At 61.4% G+C, this 13,550-nt stretch carries 8 protein-coding genes; 7 read left to right on the top strand and 1 reads right to left on the bottom strand.

All coding sequences use genetic code 11. The features are described from left to right. Positions 1–7: 7 nt before the first annotated feature. Complete coding sequence (locus FBQ73_RS03125; RefSeq protein ID WP_138398072.1) at positions 8–1,324, bottom strand: UDP-glucose dehydrogenase family protein; 1,317 nt, start codon at positions 1,322–1,324, stop codon at positions 8–10. A gap of 537 nt (positions 1,325–1,861) precedes the next feature. Between FBQ73_RS03125 and FBQ73_RS03120 the strand changes: the two genes are divergently transcribed. The 7 genes from FBQ73_RS03120 to FBQ73_RS03090 all read left to right on the top strand — a co-directional run bounded on the left by FBQ73_RS03120 (position 1,862) and on the right by FBQ73_RS03090 (position 12,961). After that, on the top strand, positions 1,862–4,156 hold the full coding sequence (locus FBQ73_RS03120; protein WP_281278780.1) for a GNVR domain-containing protein: 2,295 nt from the start codon (positions 1,862–1,864) through the stop codon (positions 4,154–4,156). A gap of 1,040 nt (positions 4,157–5,196) precedes the next feature. Next, a complete protein-coding gene (locus tag FBQ73_RS03115; protein ID WP_138398070.1) occupies positions 5,197–6,309 on the top strand; it encodes a glycosyltransferase in 1,113 nt (370 codons plus the stop codon). 70 nt (positions 6,310–6,379) lie between these two features. After that, entirely contained in the window at positions 6,380–7,438 is a 1,059-nt protein-coding gene (locus FBQ73_RS03110; protein ID WP_138398069.1) for a glycosyltransferase family 4 protein, read from the top strand. Between the two features lie 381 nt (positions 7,439–7,819). Beyond that, entirely contained in the window at positions 7,820–9,070 is a 1,251-nt protein-coding gene (locus FBQ73_RS03105) for a glycosyltransferase (protein ID WP_138398068.1), read from the top strand. Between the two features lie 22 nt (positions 9,071–9,092). Further along, the gene (locus FBQ73_RS03100) at positions 9,093–10,052 is read left to right on the top strand and encodes an NAD-dependent epimerase/dehydratase family protein (RefSeq protein WP_138398067.1); all 960 of its coding nucleotides are present in this window, start codon (positions 9,093–9,095) and stop codon (positions 10,050–10,052) included. Positions 10,053–10,436: 384 nt separating this feature from the next. Continuing rightward, on the top strand, positions 10,437–11,522 hold the full coding sequence (locus FBQ73_RS03095; RefSeq protein WP_138398066.1) for a glycosyltransferase: 1,086 nt from the start codon (positions 10,437–10,439) through the stop codon (positions 11,520–11,522). 131 nt (positions 11,523–11,653) lie between these two features. Continuing rightward, a complete protein-coding gene (locus FBQ73_RS03090; protein ID WP_138398065.1) occupies positions 11,654–12,961 on the top strand; it encodes a hypothetical protein in 1,308 nt (435 codons plus the stop codon). Positions 12,962–13,550 lie beyond the last annotated feature (589 nt).

The following is a 13,550-nucleotide window of genomic DNA, read 5'->3' as shown; positions in this document are numbered from 1 at the left end:
CCGGGCCTCAGGCGTCGGCGAGGCCGCGCCCGACGCTGCTGTACTTGAAGCCCAAAGCGGCCATCTCTTCCGGGCGGTAGATGTTGCGCAGGTCCACGACCACCGGCTGGGCCATCATCGACTGGATGCGCTTGAGGTCGAGGGCGCGGAAGGCGTCCCATTCGGTGACGATCACCAGGGCATCGGCCCCGTCCGCCGCCTGGTAGGGGCTGTCCACGTAGTCGACGTTGCCGAGCACAAGCTTGGCCTGCTCCACGCCCTCGGGATCGTGCGCCCGGATGATGGCGCCGGCATCCTGGAGGGCGGTGATGATGGCGATGGATGGCGCGTCGCGCATGTCGTCGGTGTTGGGCTTGAAGGTGAGGCCCAGCACGCCGACGGTCTTGCCGCGCACCGATCCGCCGAGCGCGGCGATGACCTTGCGGGCCATGGCGCGCTTGCGCTGGTCGTTCACCGAAACCACCGTCTCCACGATGCGGATCGGCGCATCATAGTCCTGGGCGGTCTTGATGAGGGCAAGCGTGTCCTTCGGGAAGCAGGAGCCGCCGTAGCCGGGGCCGGCATGAAGGAACTTGGAGCCGATGCGGTTGTCGAGGCCGATGCCGCGGGCCACGTCCTGCACGTTGCCGCCCACCTTCTCGCACAGGTCCGAGATCTCGTTGATGAAGGTGATCTTGGTGGCGAGGAAGGCGTTGGCCGCATACTTGATCAGCTCGGCCGTGCGGCGGGAGGTGAACAACAGCGGCGACTGGTTGAGGAACAGCGGGCGGTAGAGGTTGGTCATGACCTCCTTAGCGCGCTCCTCGTCGGTGCCCACCACGATGCGGTCAGGCCGCTTGAAATCGATGATGGCGGCGCCTTCGCGCAGGAACTCGGGGTTGGAAACCACGGAGAACTCCGCGTCCGGCCGGGTCTCACGGACGATGCGCTCCACTTCGTCACCGGTGCCGACGGGAACGGTGGATTTGGTCACGATCACCGTATAGCCGTTGATCGCGCTCGCGATGTCGCGGGCGGCCTGGTGCACGTAGGAGAGGTCGGCATGGCCATCGCCACGGCGCGAGGGTGTGCCCACCGCGATGAACACCGCTTCCGCATCGGCGACGCCTTCGGCGAGGCTGGTGGTGAAGAACAGCCGCTCGGCCTTCACGTTCGAGGCCACGAGATCGTCGAGGCCGGGCTCGAAGATCGGGATTTCACCGCGCTTCAGGGCCGCGATCTTGCCCTCGTGCGTATCGACGCACGTGACCGTATGGCCGAAATCCGCAAAGCACGCGCCGGAGACCAAGCCCACATAGCCCGCTCCGATCATGGTCACACGCATGGCCCAGCCCTGTCTTGTGCAACTTTCGCCCTAAGGCTTCGGTCGCATGTTGCGTCGCAGCAGGGATTAGCCCTCTATGGGCAAAATCTCAACGGATTTTTGCCGGCCGGCGCCCATCTCGACCCGACCTCAGCGACGCACCCCCGCCGTCCGTGCGCGCCAGGGTACGGACGCACGCGGAGGGGGCTTTCGCAGTGCACGCAAGACCTTGGTCGGGCTCCAGGGAGGGGCGGCCGCGGAAATGGCAGTTTTTAAGCAAATGCGCGAAAAGGCAGCCGGATTCGTGAGCGCTTGGAATCCTTCTTTGTCATTTTGCAACGCAGGAGCATCCACGCCGCGTCTGCCGTTGCGGCAGACGCGGTACCGGCATTCTCACCGCTGCCGCCAAGTCCGAAATATCGGTCCCGGAGTGATCTTTTTCGGCCGAAACGTGCCAAGATGCCCTTTGTGTGCGCCGCAGCACTGGCCTTCGCGACGGGCGCGCGCTAACGTGTGTGCGAGGGTTGATGTCAAGTGTAGCCACGAGGGGTCGTATCCGTGCTGCAGTCTCCGAAAAGGTCGAGCGGAGGGCTTCGCTACGAAGGTAGCTCTCAGGGCGAGAGTTCCGTTCCTTCCATCGATTTCTCCAGCATGTTAGCGGCAGTGCGCCGGCAAATGCGCCCGGTCCTGATTGGGATCTCCATCGGCGCCACGCTTGGACTGGTGTTCTACCTCTCGAAGACGCCGGTCTATTTTGCCGGCACACAGCTGCTTCTCGACAGCAAGTCGAAGGTCAACGACGAGGTGGCCGTGACCGCCTTGTCGGAGCTGGGCCTCGACACCGGCGCCGTGGACAGCCAGGTCGAAGTGCTGAAATCCATGAACATCGCCAACTCGGTGATCGCGAAGGTCGGCCTCGACCGGGTGCTGGACGACGACAAGGTGCAGTCGCTCGCAGCGCGCGGGATTTCTGCGGTGAAGTCCGCGATCCGCTCCGTAAAGGAGACCTTCCTTCCCCCGCGCAAGCTGACGCCGGAGCAACAGGACGCTGCCAAGCGCGAGGCGGCGCTGGCCTATCTGACCACCAATCTGTCGTTGAAGCGCGTCGGCCGCACCTATGTGATCGAGATCGGGTTTGCGTCGACCCAGCCCGACAAGGCGGCGCAGATCGCGAATGCCTACACCCAGGCCTATGTGGACGACCAGTTCTCCGCCAATTTCGACGCGACGCGCCGAGCCAGCGACTGGCTGTTGCCGCGTATCCAGGAGCTGCGCCAGAAGGCCATCGAGGCCGATCTCGCGGTCCAGAGCTTCCGGGGCGAGAAAGGGTTGATCATGACGTCGACCGGTTCGCTGGTCAACGAGCAGCAGGTCGGAGAGATCAACACCCAGCTCGTCCTTGCCCGGTCCGATGTGGCGCGGGCGGGCGCGAAATATGACCGCATCCAGTCCATCATCTCGTCGGGCCAGATGGATGCCGCGGTATCCGAGGCCATCGACAATCCCATCATCGTGGAACTTCGGAACAAGGCGACCGCGGCTGCAAAGACCGAGTCGGAGCTTGCGAATAAGCTCGGCCCCGGCCACTACCAGGTGCAGCGGCTACGGTCCGATATCGCCGAGTATCAGCGGCTCATCTTCAGCGAACTGGGACGTATCGCGGAGAGCTATCGGAGCGAACGCGACATCTCCATCGCCCGCGAGCGAGCGCTGGAGGCCCAGCTGAAAAACCAGGTCGGCCTGTCGGATGTGGCCAACAAGGACAAGGTGGCCCTTCGCGAACTCGAGCGCGAGGCCGATACCTACAAGAACCTCTACGAGACCATGCTCCAGCGTTACCAGGAATCCCTTCAGAAGCAGTCGTTCCCGGTTTCTGAGGCGCGTGTGATCTCGGTTGCGGCGGTGCCGTCCATGCCGGCATCGCCCAAGCTGGCTCTCTCCGTCATCCTCGGTTCCATCCTGGGCTTCATTGGCGGTGCAGGCTTCGGCGCGGTGCGCGAACTGCGGGATCTGGGCTTCCGTTCCGCTTCGCAGATCCGTGAGTTGCTGCGGCTCGAATGTATCGGTGTCATGCCGCGAATCTCGGCCCGTCAGCTGGCCATGGTGCCGCCCCTCACCAGTTCCAGCCCCGGTCGGGTGGCCGGGTCGGCGATGATGCGCTACGGGACCAACCACATTCTCTCCCCCTTCGCCGAGACATTGCGTAGCGCCAAGGTCGCGGTGGACTTCACCGTGGGGGACAAGGCGCCCAAGATCATCGCCCTTGCTTCGGTCCTGCCGACGGAAGGCAAGTCGACGATCAGCAAGAATTTCGCCTCCATGCTGGCACAGCAGGGCGCGCGAACGGTGCTGATCGATGCGGATCTTCGCTTTCGGGGGCTGAGCGACGACATTACCCCTCACGCCGAGAAGGGCCTGTTCCACATTCTCAGCCACGGCGTGCCGGTCTCCTCGGTCCTGATGGTGGAGCCGGATACGGGCCTGCTCTTCATCCCGGCGGGCTCGGATATCGGCAGCGCCCACACGAGCAATCTCGTCTCCTCCCCGGCCATGGGGCGTCTGCTCTCGGACGTCGGGGCGAATGCCGATTATATCGTCATCGATCTCCCGCCCCTCGGGCCGGTCGTGGACGTGCGTGCTGCCGCCAAGTATTTCGACGGCATCCTGTTCGTTCTGGAATGGGGTGCCACGTCGCGCGACCTCGTAGTTGACGCTTTCGAAGCCAATCCGCAGGTTTATGAGAAGTGCCTCGGGGTGATCCTCAACAAGGTGGATACACACCGCCTGCATTTCTACACCAGCAAGGTGCCGCAGGACGGTCTTCACAAGAAATACGCCGCCTATTACGGCTGAGGGCATGCCATCCGCCGGCGTCATGGCGCCGGCGGATGGCTAGCATCGTTTCGGTCCTGCTCCGGGGGCAGGCGGCACCCCCTCTGCTCATAGGGGGCGTGAGACACAATGGCCGAGCAGGCCGGCGGTTCGCGGACCCCAACTTTGGGATGATTTGGCCGTCGGCACCGGTGGAGCCGCGAAGCCCCCGGCGCCGTCGAATGCGTCTTCTGAAAACAGTTATGCTGCGATGCACAATGACGGACCCGGCGGGTTGTGCGTCAGTCTTTCGCGATGCACGCAGCGGGGCGCTGAAGGTGTCGCAGGGGCGCGAATTCGGCCTTCTCGTGTGAAGATGTCATTTTTAGAATCAAAGGCTTGGCCCTGGACTCATGACTGTGTGGCCAGGGCGGCCCCAAGGGGCTCACATGCCTCCTGGGCGATTGGCGGCGGAAGCGGATTGCATTGCCTTGTTCTATAGTGTTATGTGCAATGCACACAGACTGACGCGCAGCAATCCGAGCAAAGTCCAAACCTAACGTGCTGGGGCCGATGACGTTCGAATGGCTGTCGATTCTGAAAATCGTCATGCTGCCGCCGTCGCTTATCGCAGGCAGCCGCAACGGCGCCACCCGCGCGGGTGGCGCCTGCGCACGCACGGTGCGACCGAGCAGGCGGTGCTCTGCCAAAGCGGGCGATTGCCACGTCTTTTCATACTCATTCATCGGGTCGCAACGAGGGCAGGCGCGGTCGCGTCGTGGTGCGGCACTACAGCCGCGTGGGGCGGCACCTGAGCATTATTGCGGTATTGATGGAGAGGCGCTATGGCAGGCGCGGCAGTATGAGCCCACTCTAGAAACATTCAGGCACTTGCATTTTGCGATACTAAGTAATTTACAACCAGTGGACGATATGTTGGTCGGTTAATATTTTGAATTATTTAAAAACAGTCATTCGCAGAAGAATAGCCGGAAAGTACGCGAGATTCGATCGGGTTTCCCGCTCGATGCGCTTCGGAGGATACCCGCCACGCCCGCCGTGACGATTTGAGGTCGAACAGCATGAAGACAGCGATTGTCCATTACTGGCTTGTGGGAATGCGTGGCGGCGAGAAGGTCGTGGAGGCGCTCTGCGAGCTTTTTCCCGACGCCGACATCTTCACTCTTGTCGCTGAGCCGGAGAACCTTTCGGAGAAGATTCGGCGACACAAGATCACGACCTCGTTCCTGCAGAAGATTGGCGGCAAAAAGCATTACCAGAAGATGCTGCCCTTGATGCCGTTCGCGATTGAATCCTTTGATCTTACGAAATACGACCTCGTCATCTCCAGCGAGGCCGGTCCCGCCAAGGCGGTGGTGACGCGTCCGGATGCGCTGCACATCTGCTATTGCCACTCGCCCATGCGCTACATCTGGGATCTGGAATCCCAGTATCGCGAATCCGCAGGGACGCTGACGCGCGCGTTCATGAGCCTCACCGGTCCCTCCCTGCGCCAGTGGGACGTGACCACGGCCAACCGGGTCGATACCTTCATAGCCAACTCGCAATACGTGGCGAAGCGGATCCAGAAAACCTATCGCCGCGACTCCACGGTGATCAATCCGCCCGTGGATCTTTCGCGCTTTGCGGCCTCGGACGATCTGGACGACGCCTATCTGTGTGCTGGCCAGATCACGCCCTACAAGAAGATCGAGGTGGCGGTCGAGGCCTTCAACAAGATGGGCAAGCGCCTCGACATCATCGGCAGCGGCGGCAGCAACCAGCTGCGGAAGATGGCCGGCCCGACCGTGCGGTTCCTCGGCGCGGTGGATGACAAGGAGATGGAGCGCAAGTTCGCGCGGTGCCGTGCCCTCGTTTTCCCCGGCGTTGAGGATTTCGGCATCGTGCCGCTTGAGGTCATGGCGTCGGGCCGGCCGGTCATCGCCTTCGCGCGCGGCGGCGCGACCGAAACGGTGGTGGATGGTGTCACCGGCCTTCTATTCCAGGAGCAGACGCCGGAAGCGCTTGCGGCCGCGGTCCTGAAGTTCGAGGCGGAAGGCGTCCGTGGCACGCCCGAAGACGTTCGCGCCCATGTGGCCAAGTTTGGGCGGGACGTATTTCTCTCGAAGCTTCGCAGCTTCTTTGATGCGGAGATCGAGCGTGCCGGCCTGCCTCGCACTGCCCCTGGGAGCTGAAGCCGTTGCCTCGCTCGCGGTCCAACCTTGCAGGGGCGGTGCGCCAAGGCGCAGGAAGAAGCGCTGAGCCATGACCACTTTCATCAACGGCCGCTTCCTCACGCAGCACACCAGCGGCGTTCAGCGCTTCGCGCAGGAGGTCGTCAAGGCCCTCGACGTTCATTTCCAGTCGGCCCCACCCGGGGAGGACTGGGAACTGGCCGTGCCGCCGGGTGCGCTGCGCGGTCTCGACCTCAAGGTGATCCGCGAGCGCGTGGTGGGCCGCAAGTCGGGACACCTGTGGGAACAGACGGAGCTGTGGTGGCACAGCCGGGGCGGGCGCCTCGTCAATCTGTGCAACAGCGGGCCGGTGATGCACCTGGCGAGCCTCACGGTCATCCACGATGCGATGATCTACCGGACGCCGCAGAATTTCTCGCGGGCCTACCGCACCCTGCACGGAACGCTCGGCCACCTGCTGGCGCGGACTTCGCGCATCGCCACGGTGTCGGAATTCTCGCGCCGGGAGCTGCTTGAGGTCGTGGGTGTCAAGCCCGTGGCCGTTATCCCCAACAGTTGCGAGCACGTGGCCCGCGTCACCCCGGATCGGGCGGTGCTCGATCGCCTCGGACTCGCTGCGAAAGGCTACCTGCTGTTCGTCGGCTCACCGGCTCCCAACAAGAACCTGAAGGCGGCCATTGCGGGCCTCGAACGCCTCGGTGCCGACGCGCCAAAGTTCGTCATCGTGGGTGCCGCCCAGAAGGCGGTCTTCAGCGGCGCGGCCGAGGCCGACAGTTCAAAGGTGATTTTCTCGGGTCGCTTGTCGGATGCCGAGATCGTCGCCTTGTACCAGAACGCGATCGCATTGCTTTTCCCGAGCCTCTACGAGGGGTTCGGCATCCCGCCGCTGGAGGCGATGGTGCTGGGCTGTCCGGTCCTGTCTTCGGATATCCCGCCGGTGCGGGAGGTGTGCGGCGACACGGCCCGTTATTTCGATGCCCGCGATCCGGAGGCCATTGCGGCTGCGGTCAAGGGGTTCCTGGAGCATCCGGAGACCCACGGGGAGATGGCGCGGCGCGGCGTGGCGCATGCTGCCGCCTTCTCGTGGCAGCGTAGCGCGGAGGCGCTTCTGGCGGCGCAGCACCGCTAGGGCACGCGCCGATCAGCCTGCATCGCAAGCTGATCGGATAACGCGCTATCTGTCTGTGATTTAGCCATTTTCAAGGGAAGCGGATATCGGTTCGCATGAAATGCGCGTCAGAATAAGGGTTTAGAGCGATTGCCGTGAGCCGATGCGAACGGAGAGTGATCCGGGCGAGACGTCGCGGGGGATCAACAGGTGAGGCCGGCCGGTCCCGGCGAGCGGCCTGAGGGAGCGGGAAGAGGCGAGATTCGAGCGGGGTGGCGCGGCTGCGAGGCCGACGTCTGGCGCGGGGCCTCAGGTTCATTCAGCGGCGGTGGCGTTCGGCGCGCTTCCCGCTTTCTTGGCTGCAATGGACCCGAGGCAGAAAGAGCAGTGTGAGCACGACCCATGAAGATCTGCATCGCGTCTCAGACATTCGCCCCGGAAGACGAGGGCGGGGCCGAAATTTCCGCCCGCATGGCGGCGATCGAGCTGTCGCGTCGACAGCACGATGTGACGGTTCTTGCGCTCGGGCTGGAGGGCGACCCCGTCGCCCCGGTGGGGACGTATCGCCATCCCGAAGGCTTCACCGTGGTGCGCATTCCCTACCATAACTGGCACCTGCCGGCGGCGCGGCAGTCTGCAGCCGGCGTGCTCAAGAAGCTGGAATGGCACGCCCGTGCGGCCTGGGGCGCCGCCAGTCGCGCGGATATCACGCGCGTCCTCGAGGCTGGCCGCTTCGACGTGCTCTACGCCCAGAATTCCGTGCGCATGCAGCCGGCGCTGTTTACGGCGGCCCGGCGCCTGAAAATGCCCATCGTCTGGCATCTGCGCGATTATGCCGTGCTCTGCCCCAAGACCAATATGTTCCGAGACGGCAAGAACTGCGAGAGCGAGTGCATCGACTGCCGGCTCTTGACCTCGCGCGTGGGCGTCGGGGCAGGGGAGGGCATCACCGCCGTTGCGGTCAGCAACGCGGTGCGCGAGCGCATCCTGAAGCATGGCCTGCTGACCAAGTCGCAGTGGCACGTGCTCTACAACACCAACACCAGCGAGCAGAAATTCGACGCCGCCCTGATGGGGCGCGAGGCCCCGTCGAGTGATGTGTTCACCTTCGGCTATCTGGGCGGCCTGACCGAGGCCAAGGGCGTCGGCGACCTGGTGCGCGCGTTCGCCGCCCTAAAGGGGGCGGACGGGGCGCGGCTGCTCGTGGCCGGACGCGGGCGCGACGATTATGTGGCCCATCTCAAGGAACTCGCAGCGGGCAAGCCGGTTGAGTTCCTTGGGCATGTGCCGCCGGAGCGCATCTATGCGCTCGCCGACGTGGTGGTGGTGCCGTCGCGCTGGATCGAGCCCCAGGGGCGGATCATCGTCGAGGCGGCGGTCTATGGCGTGCCTTTGATCGGAACCGACCGGGGCGGCATTCCTGAGGTCCTGAAGGGCTATGGGATGGGCTGGTGCTACGATCCGGACGTGACCGATGCGCTTTCGGGGCTGCTTGATCGCGCCCTTTCCATCGGCCAGCAGGCGTGGTGGGCGCAGCGCGACGCATTGTTCCCGGGCATCCGCGGCTATCAGGGCACCGCGGAATCCTCGCGCTATTACGAAAAGATCGAAGCCATTTTGAGCGGGTCGTCATCGCATCTTGCGTCGGCCTGACGCGGAAACGGGGAATTACATCATGCAGGGCGCGAACATCATCTTCGGGGGATCAGGGTTCGTCGGAACGCATCTCGCGCGCAAGCTGACGGCCGCCGGTGAAGCGGTCATTTCCGCCGATATCAAGCCCCAGCGCGAGACGCTGCCGGGCGTGGACTATCGCGTGACGGACGTGCGCGACCTTTCCGGCTTCGAGGTGAACCAGCCGGTGAAGTGCATCTACAATTTCGCCGCCATCCACACCACGCCGGGCCATCCCTTCTGGGAATATTACGATACCAACATCAACGGCGCACTCGAAGTGAAGGCTTTGGCGGAGCGGCTGAACGTGCCGGAGATCGTGTTCACGAGTTCCATCTCCGTCTATGGTCCGTCGGAGAGCATGAAGGACGAGAACACCAAGCCGACGCCGGAATCCGCCTACGGTTATTCCAAGTTGATGGCGGAGCGGGTGCACCGGCTGTGGTTCGACGGAGCCCCTGGCCGCAAGCTTACCATTGTCCGCCCCGCGGTGGTGTTTGGCCAGGGCGAGCGTGGCAATTTCACCCGGCTTGCGCGGCTCCTGGAAAAGGGCTTTTTCATTTTCCCCGGTCGCAAGGATACCATCAAGGCCTGCGTCTATGTGGAGGACCTGCTCGACGCCATCGGCTTCGCGCAGCAGAGCCCGGAACCGTTCAAGTTCTTCAACGCCGCTTATCCCGAGCGTTACACCCTGGAACAGGTCGTTTCCCTCTTCATCGAGGATCATTTTCCGAAGGGCAAGACCTACATGATCCCGCGTGGGGTGGTCATGGGCATGGCGACCGCCCTGGGCAAGACGCAGTTTCTGAACATCGGTATCCACCCGGAGCGCGTGACCAAGCTGGTCCGATCGACGGATATTTTTCCTTATTGGCTCGGATCCCAAGGCTATACCTTCCCCTATAACCTTCGGGAAGGTCTCAAGCGCTGGGCCGTACAGAGCAATAAGAGCTTTGATTGAGGAGAGTTTTTTGATTTCGAGTGCTATTTTTGGCACTTCTGCCTGTAATTAGGTATGGCGTGATGTGGGCGGAGTTTTTGCTTTATACGTTAGGCAGAGAGGGAGGTGGTTCAGATCGCCATCCGAACTCATAATTGATCTGGCGGAACGTCGGTGAGAGTATCTTGGGGCCAACGGTGAATCGTGCGAATGGGCGCGATGCGTCTGGGCGCGGAGGTAATATTCACTGGAGGGGAGAATAATTTCCTCGAGATATGGCGCAAAATGCGAGAAAGACTGGCGTTTGCGTACAAGATCGATAAATCATACTCAGGCATCGCGCATAAGTTGTGCGCAGGTCGAGGGATGGGGGGCTTTCCCAATGACGTACGCCTGTGAGTGAGCATGATGCGGTTGCTCCATGTATGTGAAAGCGTAATCGGAGGGACAGGGTCGTACCTTTCCGAACTCGTGCCGGCACAGGTGTCATTGTACGGAGCGGAAAATATCACGCTTCTGGTTCCGCAGAACCAGTTGAACTATCTGGAGCCCGAGGTCCAAGAGTCAGGGATCACGATCATTCCTTTCTCGCGCAAGTCGCGATTTCTCGGGTTGTTCAACTTCATCAAGGTCTACCTGAAGACGCGCGCCGATCTGAAACCGCAGATTGTCCATGCGCATTCTTCCATTGCCGGCCTGGTGATGCGCGGCCTCGGTTTCGGGCGCAGTTACAAGATCGTGTTCTGTCCACACGGCTGGTCCGTGGACATGAAGGGTGCCCGGCTCCTGCGGTTTGGAGCTGAGATTGTCGAGCGCCTGCTGGCCAGGAGCGCGGATCAGGTGATCCTGATCTCGAAGCACGAGCAAAAGCGGGCGAAGGATCTCGGCTTCACCGACGACCGCCTCAGCCTCGTGGTCAGTGGGATAAAGGCGCAGGCCCCTCAGGTTGATGCCGCCGAGTGGAACGACACCCGCCTGAAGGTGCTTTACGCGGGGCGGTTCGATTTTCAGAAGGGCGTGGACGTCCTGCTTGACGCGGTGGAGGGGCAGGGGAATGCGCTGAGTGTTCGGCTGGTTGGCAGCTTTGTCGTCAGCGAACTCAAGCTTCCGCAAGCCTTGCCCGCCCACGTCACCAATCTGGGTTGGCTTGATCGCAACGGCGTCTATGCGCAGATGCGCAGCTGCGACGTGCTGGTGGTGCCGTCGCGCTGGGAGGGGTTTGGCCTGGTGGCCATCGAGGCGATGCGACTTTCCGTTCCCGTGCTCGCGTCCGCGGTGGGGGGCCTCAAGGAGATTCTGGGCGACGGCCAGTATGGCATGGTGGTGCCGTCGGAAGATCCCATAGCCCTGCGCGACTGCCTGTTATCCCTTACGCGGGAGGAACTGCGAGCCATTGCCGCGCGCGGCCACGCGCGGTTCCTTTCGACCTATTCGCTGGACCGGATGGTGCGCGAGATCGACGCGGTCTATGCCAGCGTCCTTGCGAGATGATAGAGTTTGGGCTCCGCCGGGCCAGCGCAGATGAGCCTGAATTGGTCTGATCGTGCATTGCGTCTGCTGCGTTTTGGATGGACAGACCGCTGTCCTGTGCTGGCGGACGGTCTTGGCCTTGGGGATAGTGCATGAGCGATGTTGCTTCTAGGGACCGCGGTCGCGATCACCTGTTCATCTTTCTGGTGGTCACGTTTCTTGCGTTCGCGATCCGGGATGGCCTGACCGGAGTCCTGCGCTATTCCCTTTCGATCATCCGCCTGGATGTGCTGTGGTTTATTCCAGACTTCATGTGCTTTGCGATTGTTGGGATATTCGCTTATCAGCAAATTTTCGTTAAACGCAATCTCATCGGAACGCTTTTTGTCGTTAATTTTATCATTTCACTTATCATTGCGACCATATTCATGCAATTGGATACATTGACATTTTTGTCGAGCCTGAAGAGCCTGACACCGATCTTCGTTGGTTTCGCTTTTTACAATCGATCTGCGACTGAGTTTCGCTGGGCGCGAGTTGTCTTGATCTTGGTCTTGATCCTTTCGGTCATCGGAGTCTTGTTGAACCCCTACATGGAATATCCTTGGGTCGGCTTGACGACGAATGCGTTCGGCGTCGAGCGGACGGCGGGTAAGCTATGGTGGGCGAGCGGCGAGGTGCGCTACGGCGGATTTGCCGGTGACAGCACCATGGCGGCCTTTACGATCTTTACGGTCTATGTGCTGCTCAGTCCGTATTTCAGCAGGGTCGTGAACTTCATGATGTGGCCTGTGCTCGCATGGGCCATCTATGTGACGACCAGCAAGACGGCGTTGGGCGTCATCGGTATTTATTTCGTTCTTTACATTGCGGCTATGTTGCTCAGAGACCGTGCTCAGAAGCTTGGTTTTCTCCAAGGACTTGCACGGCTGTCGTTCGTTCTTGTCATTATGCCGCCAATTTTGATTTTGGCATTCGGAGGTTTTGATTTATCAAATGTTAGCAACCTTCTATCAAGCATGTCGGATCGTATTGATAATACATGGCGTGGTCCATTTTTGACAATCGCTGAAATTTTTCCGCTCGGACTTTTGATTGGTTGCGGCGCTGGTTGTTACGCTTATCCCATGACATACACTTCGCTTTCGGATCTATATTTTCCGCTCGACAATTTTTACATGACGACTTATATGATGCTTGGTTTTCCATTTGCTATATTTGTAATAATGCAGGTTTATTTCGTTAAATACTGTAAGGATGTGGCCAAGCTTTCGCTGATTGTACTGATGAATATTTATACCGTCACGGTGCAGTGCTATGGGCCATCGTTTGCAACTTTGATGGTTGGCTATGTTTTCAGTGCGGCCTTCGCTGTTCAGAGTGTGAGGAGGTCGCGTCCGTCGCCTTCTCAACGGCCTCTTCCTCATCGTGGGCGGGAGGCCGGGATCGCCGCGGAGTAGAGTGGGGTTGCTCGGCCTGCTTAAGGCCCTCCGCTCAGCGGCGTCGAGACGTATGTGGGCCCGGCAGCCGAGTTGCCCCGGGGCTGGGCGCTCGGTCCCTCGCGGCCGGCGGATGTTCGGTAATCTGCTGTGTGTCCGCTTTTGGCATCGGGGTGCGCGAGGATGCGTACCCCTCTCGCCGATCTGCAAGATTCTTCGGGGTTCCTGCGGACTTTCATGCTGACTTTGTAGTCAGGCATATGCCCATCGTTTTATGGCAGTCCCCCCGCGGCGGCGTGGATCATGGCCGTTGAGCCTTCGATCGGACGCCGCTGCACCCGCGCCGTGCGGTATTCGCGTAAGCGGTATCCTTGCGCTCCGGCGTGGGTCGGGTGTGAGAGTGCAGTCTAGCAGTCCGACGTGGCAGATTGTTTGTGACTGGAGCGTTTTCCGTTCGCATCGGCTCACGGCAACCGCTCCAGCGTGTCAATCGGCACGGAAACCTGGGTCTGACGCAGTTTTGGTGAAGAAGATCTAAGGCGCACCGACGAGACGGGCCTGAAGGAGATCGAGCTTTCCTCTGCCGTACATCTGGCGCTTGACGAGTTTG

The sequence above is a fragment of the Xanthobacter autotrophicus genome, assembly GCF_005871085.1.
GTDB lineage: Bacteria > Pseudomonadota > Alphaproteobacteria > Rhizobiales > Xanthobacteraceae > Xanthobacter > Xanthobacter autotrophicus.
This window is presented reverse-complemented; position numbering and strand designations above follow the sequence as displayed.

What these genes read in the sequence shown, in the direction of transcription:
- FBQ73_RS03125 (WP_138398072.1), bottom strand. Translation starts at nt 1,324, where the DNA reads ATGCGTGTGACCATGATCGGAGCGGGCTATGTGGGCTTGGTCTCCGGC.
- FBQ73_RS03115 (WP_138398070.1), top strand. Translation starts at nt 5,197, where the DNA reads ATGAAGACAGCGATTGTCCATTACTGGCTTGTGGGAATGCGTGGCGGC.
- FBQ73_RS03110 (WP_138398069.1), top strand. Translation starts at nt 6,380, where the DNA reads ATGACCACTTTCATCAACGGCCGCTTCCTCACGCAGCACACCAGCGGC.
- FBQ73_RS03105 (WP_138398068.1), top strand. Translation starts at nt 7,820, where the DNA reads ATGAAGATCTGCATCGCGTCTCAGACATTCGCCCCGGAAGACGAGGGC.
- FBQ73_RS03100 (WP_138398067.1), top strand. Translation starts at nt 9,093, where the DNA reads ATGCAGGGCGCGAACATCATCTTCGGGGGATCAGGGTTCGTCGGAACG.
- FBQ73_RS03095 (WP_138398066.1), top strand. Translation starts at nt 10,437, where the DNA reads ATGATGCGGTTGCTCCATGTATGTGAAAGCGTAATCGGAGGGACAGGG.
- FBQ73_RS03090 (WP_138398065.1), top strand. Translation starts at nt 11,654, where the DNA reads ATGAGCGATGTTGCTTCTAGGGACCGCGGTCGCGATCACCTGTTCATC.